The 15,214-nt window shown below is 69.1% G+C and carries 15 protein-coding genes; 10 read left to right on the top strand and 5 right to left on the bottom strand.

Features of this window, described 5'->3' with window-relative positions; genetic code table 11:
- The first annotated feature begins 70 nt into the window (after window positions 1–70).
- The gene (locus LIN44_RS04485; RefSeq protein WP_227313676.1) at window positions 71–814 is read left to right on the top strand and encodes a GntR family transcriptional regulator; all 744 of its coding nucleotides are present in this window, start codon (window positions 71–73) and stop codon (window positions 812–814) included.
- 118 nt (window positions 815–932) lie between these two features.
- Here LIN44_RS04485 and LIN44_RS04480 read toward each other — a convergent pair whose 3' ends face one another.
- The 5 genes from LIN44_RS04480 to purM all read right to left on the bottom strand — a co-directional run bounded on the left by LIN44_RS04480 (window position 933) and on the right by purM (window position 7,317).
- On the bottom strand, window positions 933–1,682 hold the full coding sequence (locus tag LIN44_RS04480; protein ID WP_227313675.1) for an aspartate/glutamate racemase family protein: 750 nt from the start codon (window positions 1,680–1,682) through the stop codon (window positions 933–935).
- An 8-nt stretch (window positions 1,683–1,690) separates the two neighbouring features.
- On the bottom strand, window positions 1,691–3,082 hold the full coding sequence (locus tag LIN44_RS04475; RefSeq protein ID WP_227313674.1) for an amidase: 1,392 nt from the start codon (window positions 3,080–3,082) through the stop codon (window positions 1,691–1,693).
- A gap of 42 nt (window positions 3,083–3,124) precedes the next feature.
- Window positions 3,125–4,561, bottom strand: coding sequence for a dihydropyrimidinase (gene hydA, locus LIN44_RS04470; RefSeq protein WP_227313673.1), 1,437 nt, complete (start codon window positions 4,559–4,561; stop codon window positions 3,125–3,127).
- 40 nt (window positions 4,562–4,601) lie between these two features.
- On the bottom strand, window positions 4,602–5,930 hold the full coding sequence (locus LIN44_RS04465; protein ID WP_227313672.1) for an MFS transporter: 1,329 nt from the start codon (window positions 5,928–5,930) through the stop codon (window positions 4,602–4,604).
- 334 nt (window positions 5,931–6,264) lie between these two features.
- On the bottom strand, window positions 6,265–7,317 hold the full coding sequence (purM, locus tag LIN44_RS04460) for a phosphoribosylformylglycinamidine cyclo-ligase (protein WP_227313671.1): 1,053 nt from the start codon (window positions 7,315–7,317) through the stop codon (window positions 6,265–6,267).
- 191 nt (window positions 7,318–7,508) lie between these two features.
- Here purM and LIN44_RS04455 point away from each other — a divergent pair, with 191 nt between their 5' ends.
- From LIN44_RS04455 to LIN44_RS04415, 9 genes are all read left to right on the top strand, one after another.
- Window positions 7,509–8,579, top strand: coding sequence for an AI-2E family transporter (locus LIN44_RS04455; RefSeq protein WP_227313670.1), 1,071 nt, complete (start codon window positions 7,509–7,511; stop codon window positions 8,577–8,579).
- A 63-nt stretch (window positions 8,580–8,642) separates the two neighbouring features.
- Complete coding sequence (gene hda, locus LIN44_RS04450; RefSeq protein ID WP_012353781.1) at window positions 8,643–9,350, top strand: DnaA regulatory inactivator Hda; 708 nt, start codon at window positions 8,643–8,645, stop codon at window positions 9,348–9,350.
- Window positions 9,351–9,413: 63 nt separating this feature from the next.
- A complete protein-coding gene (locus tag LIN44_RS04445) occupies window positions 9,414–10,088 on the top strand; it encodes an HAD family phosphatase (protein ID WP_018007955.1) in 675 nt (224 codons plus the stop codon).
- A 1-nt stretch (window position 10,089) separates the two neighbouring features.
- Window positions 10,090–11,619, top strand: coding sequence for a polynucleotide adenylyltransferase PcnB (gene pcnB / locus LIN44_RS04440; RefSeq protein WP_227313669.1), 1,530 nt, complete (start codon window positions 10,090–10,092; stop codon window positions 11,617–11,619).
- The gene (folK, locus tag LIN44_RS04435; RefSeq protein WP_116346357.1) at window positions 11,620–12,159 is read left to right on the top strand and encodes a 2-amino-4-hydroxy-6-hydroxymethyldihydropteridine diphosphokinase; all 540 of its coding nucleotides are present in this window, start codon (window positions 11,620–11,622) and stop codon (window positions 12,157–12,159) included.
- 67 nt (window positions 12,160–12,226) lie between these two features.
- Window positions 12,227–12,868, top strand: a complete 642-nt coding sequence (locus tag LIN44_RS04430; protein ID WP_227313668.1) for a deoxynucleoside kinase — start codon at window positions 12,227–12,229, stop codon at window positions 12,866–12,868.
- Between the two features lie 113 nt (window positions 12,869–12,981).
- Complete coding sequence (gene panB / locus LIN44_RS04425) at window positions 12,982–13,803, top strand: 3-methyl-2-oxobutanoate hydroxymethyltransferase (protein WP_227313667.1); 822 nt, start codon at window positions 12,982–12,984, stop codon at window positions 13,801–13,803.
- A 4-nt stretch (window positions 13,804–13,807) separates the two neighbouring features.
- Complete coding sequence (locus LIN44_RS04420; RefSeq protein WP_227313666.1) at window positions 13,808–14,506, top strand: ABC transporter permease; 699 nt, start codon at window positions 13,808–13,810, stop codon at window positions 14,504–14,506.
- Window positions 14,503–15,210: an energy-coupling factor ABC transporter ATP-binding protein gene (locus tag LIN44_RS04415; protein ID WP_227313665.1), complete on the top strand. Its 708-nt coding sequence runs from the start codon at window positions 14,503–14,505 to the stop codon at window positions 15,208–15,210. Before LIN44_RS04420 ends, LIN44_RS04415 begins: the two co-directional genes overlap by 4 nt.
- Window positions 15,211–15,214: the final 4 nt, after the last annotated feature.

Genomic DNA, 15,214 nt, shown 5'->3' with positions numbered 1-15,214 from the left:
TATACACTTGACGCTGAACCGCCATACAATGACAGCACCGACTGTCTTTTCTCCGGACCGCGCAACCGCCATGCCACGCACCAAAGCCGAACCGCCCGCCAAGCCTGCCGACGGACTCCCTGACACCGAGGCGGACGGCGCGCGCGGCGCATCGGTCGAGGAAATCGCCGACCGCATCCTGACCGCGATCTGGGAGCACCGCCTGCCGCCGGGTACCAAGCTGGTCGAGGAAAAGCTGGGCGGCGTATTCGGCGTCAGCCGTACCAAGGTGCGGCTGGCCTTCGCCAAGCTGGCGCACGAGGGCGTGCTGACCGTCCATCCCAACCGCGGCACCTTCGTCTCCAGCCCGAGCGTGGCCGAGGCGCGCCAGGTGCTGCATTCCCGCCACCTGCTGGAGCCCGCGCTGGTGCGCGACCTGGCCGGCGCGATCAGCGCCAGCGGCGTGCGCGCGCTGCGCGAGACCACGCGCCAGGAAGCGCAGGCGCGCGACAGCAACGACCGCCGCGCCATCATCCGGCTGTCGGGCGAGTTCCACTGCAAGCTGGCGGAAATGACGGGCAACCAGTACCTGGGCAAGTACATGCGCGAGCTGTGCTCGCTGACCTGCCTGATCATCGCGCTGTATGACGCGCCGGGCGTGCCGTCATGCCCGCACCACGAGCACGACGATATCGTCGATGCGCTGGAAGCCGGCGACGGCGAACGCGCCGCGCGGCTGATGAGCGAGCACCTCGGCCACGTCGAAAGCACGTTGCGGCTGGAGTTGCCGGCCGAGGAAAAGGTGGACCTGGAAGCGGTGTTCGCCGCGGTCTGAGCCGCGGCGTCAGCGGGACCGTCGTCCCCGCGAAAGCGGGGACCCAGTGACTTTTAACGACGCTGGGTTCCCGCTTTCGCGGGAATGACGGCAGGAGTTGAAGCCTATCCGAACGGCGTTACGCCTCGCGGTGCTCGATGCGGGCCGCCAGTGCCGCGGGCAAACCCAGCGTGGGCTTGACGTCGGGCCGGCGGAACGTGCCCGCGGTGGCCTTGCGCGGCTGCAGCGCTACCAGCGCCTCGGCCTGCTTGACGGCGGCGGCCATCTGGTCGACCACCGGCACCGGAATGCGGTCGCGCACGCGCGCGGCCAGGCCGGCCAGCGGCGCGCCGGCCAGGATCACCACGTCGGCCTCGTCCTCCACCACCGCGCGGTTGGCCAGCTCAACCAGCACGGCTTCCTTCTCTTCCTGCACGTCCGACACCGAGGCGAAGCTGCCGTCGAGCATGCGGATGCCGGCCAGCCGGCCGCGCAGGCCGTGCATGTCGACGCATTCCTCGTACCAGGGGCCCAGCGCGCGCGCAAAGGTGACGATGGCAAAGCGCCGGCCCAGCATGCAGGCCGACAGCATCGCCGCCTCGGCCATGCCCACCACGGGCAGGTCGAACAGCTCGCGCGCGCCCATCAGGCCCGGATCGCCGAAGGCGGCGATGACCGCCGCGTCGAACTGGCCGTGATGCTCGGCCAGCATTTCCAGCGCGATGGCGCCGCCGATCTGCGCCTCGGCGCGGGTGGCGATATACGGCACGCCGCGGCTGGCGGTCAGCGGCACCAGCTCGGTGCCGGGCGCGGCGGCTTCGGTGGCCGCGGCCATCAGGCGCGCGGTGATGCCTGCGCTGGTGTTGGGATTCAGAACAAGGATTCGCATGTCAGGGATCAGGCAGGATTGACGGAAGACGCCAGCAAGTTCTCGACCAGCCTGGCGGCGGCCAGCACGTTGCGGTCGGCACCGCGCGGGCCGGCGATCTGCAGCCCCACCGGCAGGCCATCGCGGCCGCTGCCGCAAGGCACCGAGATCGCCGGCGCCAGCGCATGGTTGAAGAAGGGCGTGAACACCGCGTGGGCGCGCGGCTCCACTGCCACGCCGCCGATGCGCTCCGGCCCCAGGCGGTCGTTGCGCCAGGCCACGCACGGCGTGGTCGGGCACAGCAGCAGGTCGAAGCGGGTAAAGAAGCCGGCCAGCGCCAGCGCGATCTGCCGGCTGGCCTCGCGCGCGCGCGCCACCTCGGCGCCGGTCCACGCCAGGCCGCGCTCGATCTGGCGCGCGACGTCGGCATCGAACACCTCCGGGTCGCGGCGCCAGGCATCGCCATAGAGGTTGGCCAGGCCGACATGCTGCAGCGGCATCAGCGCGGCCTCGTCGGCACCCTGCGGCCACGCCGGGTCGGCGCGCTCGATACTCAGCCCCGCGGCCTGCAGGCGGGCCACGGCCTGCTCGAAGGCCTGCGCGACATCGTCGTCGACCGGCGTGTCCAGGCCCAGGCGCGGGCTGACCGCAATCTTCAGCGTATGCAGCGGTCGCGCCGCGCTTAGCGAAAAGCCCAGGGTATCGGGATCGCGCGGATCGGCGCCGGCCAGCGCCTCGAACATCAGCTCGGCATCGGCGACGGTGCGCGTGATCGGCGCAATCACCTGGATGCCGTTGAAGGCGTGGGCGAAGCCGACCGCGTCGGGAATCGCGCCGTAGGAGGGCTTGAAGCCGACCACGCCGGCATGCGCGGGCGGACGCCGGCTGGAGCCGCCGCCATCGGTGCCCAGCGCCAGCGGCGCCATGCCGGCCGCCACCGCCACCGCGCAGCCGCCCGACGAGCCGCCCGCGGTCAGCGTGGCATCGAGCGGATGGCGCGTCAGGCCGTAGACCTTGTTGGTGGTCAGCCCCTTGCAGGCGAACTCCGAGGTGTTGCCCATGCCGAGCACGATCGCACCGGCGCGGCGCAGCCGTTCGACCGCGATCGCGTCGGCGGGCGCGATGAAGTCGCGGTACAGCTGCGAGCCCTGCGTCACGCGCCGGCCCTGGCTCCAGATCACGTCCTTGACGATCACCGGCACCCCGGCCAGCAGCGGGCGCTCGCCCTGCGCCAGGCGCGCGCGCAATTGCGCCAGGTCGGCATCTACCAGTTCCTGGCGTTGTTCGAAGACCGCGTTGAGCTGGTCGTTGCGCGCCGCGATGCGGGCCTGGAACGCCGCGGCCACCTCGGCGGGATCGAGGCGCCCGGCGGCGACGCGGGCGGCGATGGTGGCGGCATCCAGGCGGTTGGTCAGTTCCATGTCTACAGTGTCGGTCAAGGCATCAGTCACGCAAAGCACTGGTCACAGGGTGCCGCCCGAGGTGCGGTAGCGCGGCCGTGCCATTTCGGGCAGGCCGCACGGCAGGAACTCGCCGTGGCCGGCCTCGGCCATCACTTCGCCCTCGTGCGCCACCACCTTGCCGCGCACCAGCGTGGTCACCGGCCAGCCGGTCACGCGCAGGCCTTCATACGGGGTGTAGTCGACGGCATGGTGCAGGTCGGTATTGCGGATCGTCACTTCGCGCTGCGGATCCCAGATCGCCAGGTCGGCATCGGCGCCGATGGCGATGGTGCCCTTGCGCGGATGCAGGCCGTAGAGCTTGGCCGGGTTGGTCGAGGTCAGCGCGACAAACTGGTTGACCGAGATGCGGCCGCCCACCACGCCTGCCGAGAACAGCAGCGGCAGCCGCGTTTCCAGTCCGGGGATGCCGTTGGGGATGTACTGGAACGGCACTTCCTGGCCGCCGGGCTTCTTGCCCTGCGCGTCTTCGTAGCGGAACGGTGCATGGTCGGACGAGAAGATGGTGAAGAGCCCGTCGGCGAGGCCGTCCCAGATCACCTGCTGGTTGCTGCGGTCGCGCGGCGGCGGACTGCACACGCACTTGGCGCCGTGGTAGCCGGGCTGGTCGAGGTCTTCGGCGGTCAGGAACAGGTACTGCGGGCAGGTCTCGGCAAAGATCTTCATGCCGCGGTTGCGCGCCCAGCGGATCTGCTCGACCGCCTCCTTGCCCGACACATGGACGATCAGGATCGGCACGTCGACCAGCTCGGAGAAGGTAATGGCGCGGTGCGTGGCCTCGCGCTCGATCGCCATCGGCCGCGCCAGCGCGTGGAATTTCGGCGCGGTGTTGCCGGCCGCCTCCAGCTTGTCGGTCAGCCAGGCGATGCAGTCGGAGTTCTCGGCATGCACCATCACCAGCGCGCCTTCCTGGCGCGCCACCGACAGCACCTCGAGGATCTCGCGATCGTTCAGCTTGAGGTCGTCGTAGGTCATGTAGACCTTGAACGACGAATAGCCTTCGCGGATCAGGCCCGGCAGCTCGTCGTTCAGCACGGCCTCGGTGGGGTCGGCCACGATCAGGTGGAAGGCGTAGTCGACCACCGACTTGCCGCCGGCGCGGCGGTGGTAGTCGGCCACCGCCGCGCGCAGCGAATGGCCCTTCTCCTGCGCGGCGAAGGGGATCACGGTGGTGGTGCCGCCGCACGCCGCCGAGACCGAGCCGGTGCCGAAGTCATCGGCCATGCGCAAGCCGTCCGGCATCGGCTGGTCCAGGTGGCAGTGCGCATCGACGCCGCCCGGCAGCACCAGCTTGCCGCTGGCGTCGATGACCTGCGCAGCCTCGCCCAGGTCATGGCCAAGCTGCACGATGCGGCCGCCGGCGATGCCGATATCGCATTGCATGGTGTCGCTGGCGGTCACCACGGTGCCGTTGCGGATGATGAGGTCGAACTGTTTCACGGTACGGATTCGTTGTGAGGACAAGGAGAGCGGCCGCGCTTCAGCGGTCTGCGTCGGACAGGTGCATGCGCGCGGTTTCACGCGCCGCGAACGCCGCCACCGCGATCAGCGCGCACACCGCCGCCAGGTAGAGCGCCACCGGCGCAGTGCTGCCGAAGCGGTCGAGCAGGCCCACGGCAATCAGCGGGGCCAGCGCGCCGCCGAACACGCCGGCAAACTGGAAGCCCAGCGAGGCACCGGTCACGCGCACCCGGGTGGCGAACAGCTCGGGCAGGAACGACGCCAGCGGCGAGAACATGAACGACACCAGCACCATGCCGACGAACGAGGCCAGCATGATCAGCGCCGGGCTGCCGGTCTTGACCATGGCGAAGAACACGAAGGCCCAAACCGCGCCGCCGATGCCGCCGATCATCAGCACCGGACGGCGGCCGATGCGGTCGGCCAGCAGGCCGGCGATCGGGATGAACAGGATCTGCGCCACCGCGCCCAGCAGCACCGCATTGAGCGCGATGCTCTTGGGCAGGCCCAGCTTGGTCGGCACGAAGTACAGCAGGAACAGCGTGAACACGTAGAAGGCGATGTCGCCGCCCAGCCGCGCGCCGAAGGCGATCAGCAGCTGCTTCTTGTAGTGGCGCAGCACTTCCATGATGGGTGCGCGCGCTTCGGCATGCGATTCCTCCAGCTTTTCGAACATGCCGGATTCCCGCACGTTGGAGCGGATATAGAGCCCGACCCCGACCAGCAGCGCCGACAGCAGGAACGGCACGCGCCAGCCCCAGCTGAGGAAGGCTTCTTCCGAAACCTGCCACGTCACCAGCGCGAAGATGCCGTTGGCCAGCAGCAGGCCGATCGGCGCCGCCAGCTGCACCAGGCTGCCGAGGATGCCGCGCCGTTTGCCTTCGGGATCGAGCTCGTTGACCATGATCGCCGCCCCGCCCCATTCGCCGCCCAGCGCCAGGCCCTGCACCACACGCAGCAGCACCAGCAGCAGCGGCGCCAGCGCGCCGGCCGTGGCATAGGTGGGCAGCAGGCCGATGCCGAAGGTGGCCAGGCCCATCATCAGCAGCGTGATGATCAGGATCGACTTGCGGCCCATCTTGTCGCCGTAGTGGCCGAAGATCGCCGCGCCCAGCGGCCGCGCCACGAAGGCCACGCCGTAGCTGGCAAAGGACAGCAGCGTCGCGGTCAGCGGATCGCTCTGCGGGAAGAACAGCTTGGGGAAGACCAGCGCGGCGGCCGATCCATAGATGAAGTGGTCGTAGAACTCGAGCGTGGTGCCGGCCAGGCTGGCCCCGGCGACACGCGCGACTGACTGTTTGCTGGCCGACGCGCCTTTGTCCGCGGCGTCGATGCTGACTGCTTGCATGGTGGATCCTCCAATGGTCCCTGGCCCGCCTTGGTGCACCGGTGATTCCGGCGTCGGATTCAGGCGTTGTCTCCGGACGCCGCATGCTTGTGCGGCGTCTTTGCTCAGTACATTAGGCCATAAACCGCCATACAATCAAGCAAAATATTGTTTGTCAGAAATGGTGCATGTGCATGCCGGGGTTTGGTGCAATGCACTAAGGCAGCATCTGAACACGATGACAGTGCGTGGCGCGGGTAAACACCTAGATGCCCCTGTCCGCCGGCGCGCGGACAAAAAAAAACGGCGCATGCCCGAAGGCATGCGCCGTTTTTGTATGGAAGCCGGGGTCGCGTCAGGCCACGATGGTCTGGGCCTCGCCCTCGGCCCGCTCGCGGATCTCACCGATCTGCCACACGGCTTCGCCGGCGGCCTGCAGGTGGCGGATGGCGCGTTCGGCGTCTTCCTTGGCGACGATCACGACCATGCCGATGCCGCAGTTGAAGACACGGTGCATCTCGTCGTCGGCGACGCGGCCCTGCGCCTGCAGCCACTGGAACAGCGGCGGCAGGGTCCAGGCATCGCGCTGCAGCACCGCGGTGACGTCCTGCGCCAGCACGCGCGGCACGTTCTCGGTCAGGCCACCGCCGGTGATGTGGGCCATGCCCTTGACCGGCAGCGTTTCGATCAGCGACAGCAGCGGCTTCACGTAGATCCGGGTGGGCGCCATGATCGCGTCCTGCAGGCGCTGGCCGTGGAAGTCGGCGTTCAGGTCCGGTTTGGCCACCTCGATGATCTTGCGCACCAGCGAGTAGCCGTTGGAATGCGCGCCCGACGAGGCCAGGCCCAGCACCACGTCGCCCGGGGCGATGGTGCTGCCGTCGATGATCTTCTTCTTTTCGACCGCGCCGACGGCGAAGCCGGCCAGGTCGTATTCGCCGTCCGGGTACATGCTCGGCATTTCGGCGGTTTCGCCGCCGATCAGCGCGCAGCCGGCCAGTTCGCAGCCGCGGGCGATGCCCTGGATCACGGTGGCGGCGGTGTCGACGTCGAGCTTGCCGCAGGCGAAGTAGTCGAGGAAGAACAGCGGCTCGGCGCCCTGCACCAGGATGTCGTTGACGCTCATGGCGACCAGGTCCTGGCCGACGGTGTCATGGCGGTTCAGCTGGAACGCCAGCTTGAGCTTGGTGCCCACGCCATCGGTGCCCGACACCAGCACCGGCTCCTGGTATTTCTTCGACAGCTCGAACAGCGCACCGAACCCGCCGATGCCCGCCATCACGCCCTCGCGCATGGTGCGCTTGGCGAACGGCTTGATACGGTCGACCAGCGCGTCGCCGGCATCGATGTCAACACCGGCGTCGCGGTAGGAAAGGCCTGCCTGGCCGGCGGTCGGGGATGCGCTCATGGGAACCTGCTTGTCCTGGAGGAAATAAAGTGAGGAATTCGGCGCTCGGGCCACCGTCGCTTCCGGCGCGTGGCATCGGAAGGCGGGCGCGAGTCCAGTAGAATCGCAATTTTAACGGATAGAGGCCCCCCGCTTCCAGTTTCCGGCGAGATCGCGCCGCAAACCGCGCTGCCGCCCCTCCCCAACCCTTGATGAATGCCCCGCTGTTGAATCAAGAGGCCAAGCGCATCCTGCTGTGGATCGTCGTGGCCGTGGCGCTGTTCGCCGCCATCATCGCACTGGCGCCGGTGCTGACGCCGTTCCTGTTCGCATTCATCTTCGCCTATATCCTGAACCCCGGCGTCGACTGGCTGCAGCGCCGCCGCGTGCCGCGCGCGATCGGCGTGTCGCTGATGATCCTGCTGCTGACGGTGGTCTGCGTGATGCTGGTGCTGCTGCTGATCGCGGTGCTCCAGCGCGAGATCCCGCAGGTGCGCGAGCAGCTGCCGATCCTGCTGAAGAAGCTCAATTCGGTGGTGTCGCCGCGCCTGGCCGAGTTCGGCGTGCGCGTGCGCTTCGACTTCCCCGGCCTGCGCAACATGCTGTCGGACCGCTTCGCCGCCAGCCCGGAAGACCTGCTGGTGGTGCTGCTGAACTACGTCAAGATGTCGGGTTCGGCGCTGATCACGGTGGCCGGCATCGTCTTCATCGTGCCCATCGTCATGTTCTACCTGATGATGGACTGGCACATGGTGATGCGCCGCATCGAGGGCGTGGTGCCGCGCCGCTGGGTGCCCAAGGTGCGCGAGCTGAGCAACGAGACCGACGCGCTGCTGTCGCAATACCTGCGCGGCCAGATCCTGGTGATGGTGATCCTGGCGGCGATCTACTCGATCGGGCTGACCATCGCCGGCTTCGATATCGGCGTGCCGGTCGGGGTCTTCACCGGGCTGGCGGTGTTTATCCCGTATATTGGCTTCGGCGTCGGCCTGGTGATGGCGATCCTGGCCGCGCTGCTGCAGTTCGGCAACTGGTACGGGCTGGCCGCGGTGGCGGTGGTGTACGGCTTCGGCCAGTTCATCGAGAGCTTCTACCTGACGCCGAGGCTGGTCGGCGAGCGCATCGGCCTGCACCCGCTGGTGGTGATCTTCGCGCTGCTCGCCTTCGGCCAGCTGTTCGGCTTCTTCGGCGTGCTGCTGGCGCTGCCGACCTGCGCCGTGCTGCTGGTGGGGGCACGCCAGCTGCGGCGGGTTTACCTGGCCAGCGATCTCTATCGAAAATAACGGCTGCTGTCCGCTGACCGCTGCTGCCCGCTCCACGAATCTAGCCGAAGTTAGCCAACCGTCATGTCCCCGCGTCCCAAGCAACTGTCGCTCGAGCTGGGCAGCCCGCCGCCTTCGACCTTCGAGAATTTCGTGGTGGCGTCCAACCGCGAGGCGGTGCAGCGGCTGCGCGAGCTGCCGCCCGCGCTGGCGCAGGAGCACGCCAGCGACCGCCTGATCTACCTGTGGGGCGAGGTCGGCTGCGGCCGCACCCATCTGCTGCACGCGGTGTGCGAGGCCGGGCCGCAACATGGCATCCGCTGCCGCTACCTGAGCCCGCACCACCCGCTGTCCGATTTCCTGTTCGACCCCTGGTGCCAGCTCTACACCGTCGATGACGTCGAGCTGCTCGACGAGGCGCGCCAGATCGCGGTGTTCTCGCTCTACAACGAGGTGCGCGCGCACGGGCGCACCGCGCTGGTGGTGGCGGGCGGGCTGGCGCCGCGCGCGATGCCGGTGCGCGAAGACCTGCGCACTCGCCTGGGCTGGGGCCTGGTGTACCAGGTGGCGCCGTTGTCCGACGACGACAAGAAGGCCGCGGTGCTCCATGCGGCACGCGAGCGCGGCTTGCAGCTGTCGCCCGAGATCACGCACTGGCTGGTGACGCGGCATTACCGCGACATGCCCAGCCTGATGGCGCTGCTGGACGCGCTCGACACCTATTCGCTCGAGCGCAAGCGGCCGGTCACGCTGCCGCTGCTGCGCGAGATGTTCGCCGAATTCCGGGACTAGGCGACGGCCCCGGCACCGCATGCTCCCCTACCCCCATCCTGCCTTCAGGTAAAATCGCCGCCCATGAATCTGGCACTCTTTGACCTCGACCACACCCTGATCCCGACCGACAGCGACCATGAATGGGGCCGCTTCCTGGTCCGCCTGGGCGTCGTCGACGAGGTAATCTACCGGCAGAAGAACGACGAGTTCTACGGCCACTACAAGGCCGGCACGCTCGATATCCAGGCGTTCCTGCGCTTTGCGCTGGCGCCGCTGGCGGCCAACCCGCGCGACCGGCTCGATGCCATGCGGGTGCGCTTCATGCACGAGGTGATCGACCCGGTGATCACGCCGCAGGCGCGCGCGCTGGTCTACAAGCACCTCGAGGCCGGCGACCTGTGCGCCGTGGTCACCGCCACCAACAGCTTCGTCACCGCGCCGATCGCCGCGGCCTTCGGCATCAAGCACCTGATCGCGACCGAGCCGGCCACCGTCGACGGCAAGCCCGAGAGCCAGTTCACCGGCGAGGTCGAGGGCGTGCCCAGCTTCCGCGAAGGCAAGATCACCCGCGTCGAAGCCTGGCTCAAGGCCCAGGGCGCGGGCTGGGACAACTTCGAGACCACCACTTTCTACAGCGACTCGGCCAACGACCTGCCCCTGCTGGAAAAGGTTTCCGAGCCGATTGCCACCAACCCGGACGATCGCCTGCGCCACCACGCCGCCGCGGCCGGCTGGCGCATCATGGATCTGTTCTGACGTGATCAAGAAGCTCATTACCCGGCTGCTGGGCAAACCCGGCCCCAGGCAGCGCCGTACCGGCCGCGCCCACACGCCGCGCATCGTCAACGTCGACGAGCACCAGATCGACCCCACGCTGCTGTCGCGCAATGCCGTCAAGGTCACCTCGACGCTGCAGCAGGCCGGCTACCAGGCCTACATCGTCGGCGGCGCCGTGCGCGACCTGCTGCTCGGCATCAAGCCCAAGGACTTCGACGTCGCCACCAACGCCACGCCCGAGCAGGTGCAGGCGCTGTTCCGGCGCTCGCGCATCATCGGCCGGCGCTTCCAGATCGTGCACGTGACCTTCTACGGCGGGCGCGAGCAGGAAATCATCGAGGTCTCGACCTTCCGCGCGCTGGTCGACGCCATCGCCAGCGAGACCCTGCCCGAAGGCCGGCGCCTGAAGCGCGCCGAGCTCGACAGCAAGACCCATGCGATCGATGCCTCGGGCCGCGTGCTGCGCGACAACGTGTGGGGCTCGCAGGCCGAAGACGCGGAGCGCCGCGACTTCACCATCAACGCGATGTACTACGACCCGGCCGCGCAGACCGTGCATGACTACCATCACGGCATGGAAGACATCCGCGCGCGCCTGCTGCGCATGATCGGCGATCCGGCCACGCGCTACCGCGAAGATCCGGTGCGGATGCTGCGGGTGGTGCGCTTCGCCGCCAAGACCGGCTTCGACATCGACGAGGCCACGCGCCTGCCGATCGCCGGCCTGGCCGAGCTGATCCACAACGTGCCGAGCGCGCGGCTGTTCGACGAGATGCTCAAGCTGCTGATGTCCGGCCACGCCTGGGCCTCGCTGCAGGAGCTGCGCAAGGCGGGCCTGCACAAGGGCCTGCTGCCGCTGCTGGACGTGGCGCTGGAGCAGCCCATGGGCCAGCGCTTCGTGCAGCTGGCACTGGACAACACCGACCGCCGCGTGCAGGCCGGCAAGCCGGTGTCGCCGGGCTTCCTGTTCGCCGCGCTGCTGTGGCACCACGTGCTGCAGCGCTGGAACCAGCTGCGCGAAGAGGGCGAGCACGCCATCGCCGCGCTCAACGCGGCCATGGACACGGTGCTGGAAAAGCAGACCGGCCAGCTCGCGATCCAGCGCCGCTTCGTCACCGACATGCGCGATATCTGGGGCATGCAGCCGCGCTTCGAGAAGCGCGTGGGCCGCATGCCATTCCGGCTGCTGGAGTCGCCGCGCTTCCGCGCCGGCTACGATTTCCTGGTGCTGCGCTGCCAGTCGGGCGAGCTGCCGGAAGAGCTGGCCGGCTGGTGGAACGATTTCCAGAACGCCGAGCCGCATGAGCGCGAAGACCTGATCGATGCGGTGCGTGGCGCGCGTGGCCAGGCTGCCGGCCAGGGCGGAGCCCAGGGCGCGGAAGGCGAAGGCCCGGCGCGCAAGAAGCGCCGCCGGCGCGGTCCGCGGAAATCGGATAAAGTTTCTTCCCGGAGCGACTCGGACGCGGGCGAGGCAGCACATGCCGGCCCCGGCCAGCCGGAGGAAACGTAAATGACTCTCGCCTTCATCGGCATCGGCGCAAATCTTGGCGATGCGCGCCAGGCCATCAAGGACGCCATCGTGTGCCTGGCCCAGCAGGTCGGCATCACGGTGCTGGCGCGCTCCTCGCTCTATCGCACCGCGCCAGTCGATGCCGGCGGCGACGACTACTACAACGCCGTGGTCAAGGTGCAGACCTCGTTCACCGCGTCGCAGCTGCTGCGCATCTGCCACCACATCGAAGACCAGTTCGGCCGCGAGCGCCCGTTCCGCAACGCGCCGCGCACGCTCGACCTGGACCTGCTGCTGTTCGGCGACGAACAGCATGACCACGAGCACCTGACCGTGCCGCACCCGCGCCTGACCGAGCGCGCCTTCACGCTGGTGCCGCTGCTGGAGCTGGACGCCGCGCTGGCGATCCCGGGGCGCGGCCGCGCCGCCGACTACCTGGCCGGCGTGGGCGCGCAGCGCATCGAGAAGGTCTCCACCTGCAAGTGCCTGCGCATGCAGGCCGCGGCCGGCGAGCCGGACCATGGCGGCACGCCCGGCTGAACCCGCCCGGCGGCGCCCGCGGCGCTGCCATTTCCCACACTGAGCCCACACTGAGGCCCGCAGCGCCATGCTCGATCACCTGCGCCGCATTGTCGTCGAAGGCCCCGTCGGATCGGGCAAGACCTCGCTGGCGCAGCGCCTGGCGCGCACGCTGCAGGCCCAGGAGCTGCCCGACAACGCCCGCCGCAGCCCCTTCCTCGAGCCGTTCTACCGCGACCCCGCGCGCCATGCGCTGGCGCTGCAGCTGTGGTGCCTGACCCAGCGCGCGGTGCAGCTGCAGCAGTGGCAGGCGGGCGTCGCCGCCGGCCAGCGCATGGTCAGCAACTTCCTGATCGCCAAAGACCGCCTGCACGCCGCGCTGACCCTGTCCGAGGACGAACTGGCCCTCTACGACGCCATTGCCGCGCGGCTGGCGCTGCCGCCGCAACGCGCCGACCTGGTGATCGTGCTGCAGGCGACGCCGTCGCTGCTGCGCGAGCGCATCGTGCGCCGCGGCGAGCCGGGCGAGGCCGGCATCGACGAGCACTACCTGCAGCGCCTGGCCGGCGCCTATGGCGAACTGTTCCACCGCTACGACGAGGCCCCGGTGCTGGTGGTCGACACCGCCCACTTCAATCCGGTGGACAATGACGACGATTTCCGTACACTACTGTCGCGCATCGAAAACATGCGCGGCCGCAAGGCCTTTCTCAATCTCGCCGCGCCCTGACAGGCACCCCCGAAGCACCCTCGCCTGCCAGACACAACACAATAACGACGGCTGTCGTTGCCGTGCGGGCCGCCCTCCCGGCACCGGCAAGGCCGTCCTACACGGGCACTGCCATGAGCTACCTCCTCGATCCCTCCCGCAAGACCATCACGATTCCCAAACTGCAGGCGATGCGTGACGCCGGCGAGAAAATCGCCATGCTGACCGCTTACGACTCGAGCTTTGCCGCGCTGCTCGACTACTGCGGCGTCGAGATGATCCTGGTGGGCGACTCGCTGGGCAATGTGATGCAGGGCCAGCAGACCACGCTGCCGGTCACGCTGGAACAGATGGCCTACCACACCGAATGCGCGGCGCGCGGCAACCAGACCGCGCTGCTGCTGACGGACCTGCCGTTCGGCACTTATCCGACCCCGGAAGCCGCGTTTGCCAGCGCCGTCACGCTGATGAAGGCGGGCGCGCAGATGGTCAAGCTCGAAGGCGGCGACTGGCTCGCGCCGATCGTGAAATTCCTGGTCGAGCGCAGCATCCCGGTGTGCGCGCATATCGGCCTGACGCCGCAGTCGGTGCACGCGCTGGGCGGCTTCAAGGTGCAGGGCAAGACCGATGCCGGCGCGGCCCAGCTCAGGCGCGACGCGCTGGCGCTGCAGGCCGCCGGTGCCCAGGTGGTGCTGATGGAAGCGGTGCCCGCCGCGCTGGCCGGCGAGATCACGCAATCGCTGGCGGTGCCCACCATCGGCATCGGCGCCGGCGCCGACTGCTCGGGCCAGGTGCTGGTGCTGCAGGACATGCTCAACATCTACCCGGGCCGCAAGGCCAAGTTCGTGCGCAACTTCATGGACGGCCAGCCGTCGATCGAGGCCGCGGTGCGCGCCTACGTGGCCGCCGTCAAGGACGGCAGTTTCCCCGCCGTCGAGCACACCTTCTCCGCCTGACGCGGTGGAGATCGGCACCGCCACCGCCGACGCCTTCCGCCTGCTGGCCAGCGGCGACCCCGGGCTGTGGTTCATCGTCTGGACCTCGCTGGTGGTGGCGGTGCTGGGTTTGGCGATCGCCACCGTGCCGGCCATCGCCGCGGCCTGGCTGATCGCCACGCGGCAGTTCCCGGGCCGGCGCGCGGTGGTGGTGGTGGCGCAGGCCTTCCTGTCGTTCCCGACCGTGCTGGTCGGCCTGATCCTCTACCTGCTGCTGACGCGCCAGGGGCCGCTGGGCAGCCTGCATTTGCTGTTTACTCCTTCGGGCATGGTGCTGGGGCAGGCCGTGATCGGCTTCCCGGTGGTGCTGGCCTTTGCGCTGTCGACGCTGCAGGGTGCCGACGTGCGCCTGCGCGAAACCGCCTGGGTGCTGGGCGCCGGCCGCTGGCGCACCTTCCTGACCGTGATCCGCGAGCTGCGCTTCGGGCTGATGGCGGCGGTGGTCGCCGGCTTCGGCCGGGTGATTGCCGAAGTGGGCTCGGCGCTGATGATCGGCGGCAATATCGAGGGCTCGACCCGCACCATCACCACGGCGATCGCGCTGGAAACCAGCAAGGGCGAGTTCGCGCAGGGCATTGCGCTGGGCCTGGTGCTGGTGGCGCTGGCGTTGCTGGTCAATATCGGCATGGCCTGGCTGCAGGGTGCCGGAGGCTTTCGCCGATGACACCGACCGTTCCCCCCGGCCATGCCGACCATGGCCCGCTGCTGACCGTGCGCGGGCTGGCGCGCAGCATCGGGCTGCGCAAGCTGTTTGCGATCGACACGCTGGTGATCCCGCGCGCCACCGCGATCGTGATGACCGGCATGAACGGCGCCGGCAAGACCACGCTGCTGCGCATGCTGGCGGGTCTGGAGCCCGCGCCCGGCGCGGTGGCGCAATGGACCGATGCGCAGGGCCATCCCCACAGCGCACCGCTGACGCCGCTGCCGCCGGCGCTGCGCCGGCGCATCGCCTACCTGCACCAGCATCCCTACCTGTTCCGCACCTCGGTGCGCGAGAACATCGCCTACGGCCTGCGCGCACGCGGCCTGCCGCGCCATGAGATCGACCTTCGCGTGGGCGAGGCGCTGGGCTGGGCCGGGGTCTCGCACCTGCAGGACACCGCGCCCGAATACCTGTCCGGCGGCGAGATCCAGCGCGTCGCGCTGGCGCGCGCCAAGGTGCTCGAGCCCGAACTGCTGCTGCTCGACGAACCCACCTCCAGCCTCGACGGCCACGCGCGCGAGCAGGTGATCGCGCTGGTCGGCGACCTCGCCGCCGAAGGCCGCACCGTGGTGATGATCTGCCACGACCGCGAGCTGATCAACCTGCCCGGCGTGGTGCGCTGGAAACTGGGCGACGGCGTGCTCGACACCCACCACCCCTAGCCAG

The organism is Cupriavidus sp. MP-37 (genome assembly GCF_020618415.1).
In the GTDB taxonomy this organism is placed as follows: Bacteria; Pseudomonadota; Gammaproteobacteria; order Burkholderiales; family Burkholderiaceae; genus Cupriavidus.
Note: the sequence above shows the minus strand (reverse complement) of the source record. Positions and strands in the feature narration are given on the sequence as shown.

Coding starts and splice junctions, on each gene's coding strand:
- LIN44_RS04485 (WP_227313676.1), top strand. CDS start 71: ATGCCACGCACCAAAGCCGAACCGCCCGCCAAGCCTGCCGACGGACTC.
- LIN44_RS04480 (WP_227313675.1), bottom strand. CDS start 1,682: ATGCGAATCCTTGTTCTGAATCCCAACACCAGCGCAGGCATCACCGCG.
- LIN44_RS04475 (WP_227313674.1), bottom strand. CDS start 3,082: ATGGAACTGACCAACCGCCTGGATGCCGCCACCATCGCCGCCCGCGTC.
- LIN44_RS04465 (WP_227313672.1), bottom strand. CDS start 5,930: ATGCAAGCAGTCAGCATCGACGCCGCGGACAAAGGCGCGTCGGCCAGC.
- purM (WP_227313671.1), bottom strand. CDS start 7,317: ATGAGCGCATCCCCGACCGCCGGCCAGGCAGGCCTTTCCTACCGCGAC.
- LIN44_RS04455 (WP_227313670.1), top strand. CDS start 7,509: ATGAATGCCCCGCTGTTGAATCAAGAGGCCAAGCGCATCCTGCTGTGG.
- hda (WP_012353781.1), top strand. CDS start 8,643: ATGTCCCCGCGTCCCAAGCAACTGTCGCTCGAGCTGGGCAGCCCGCCG.
- LIN44_RS04445 (WP_018007955.1), top strand. CDS start 9,414: ATGAATCTGGCACTCTTTGACCTCGACCACACCCTGATCCCGACCGAC.
- folK (WP_116346357.1), top strand. CDS start 11,620: ATGACTCTCGCCTTCATCGGCATCGGCGCAAATCTTGGCGATGCGCGC.
- LIN44_RS04430 (WP_227313668.1), top strand. CDS start 12,227: ATGCTCGATCACCTGCGCCGCATTGTCGTCGAAGGCCCCGTCGGATCG.
- panB (WP_227313667.1), top strand. CDS start 12,982: ATGAGCTACCTCCTCGATCCCTCCCGCAAGACCATCACGATTCCCAAA.
- LIN44_RS04415 (WP_227313665.1), top strand. CDS start 14,503: ATGACACCGACCGTTCCCCCCGGCCATGCCGACCATGGCCCGCTGCTG.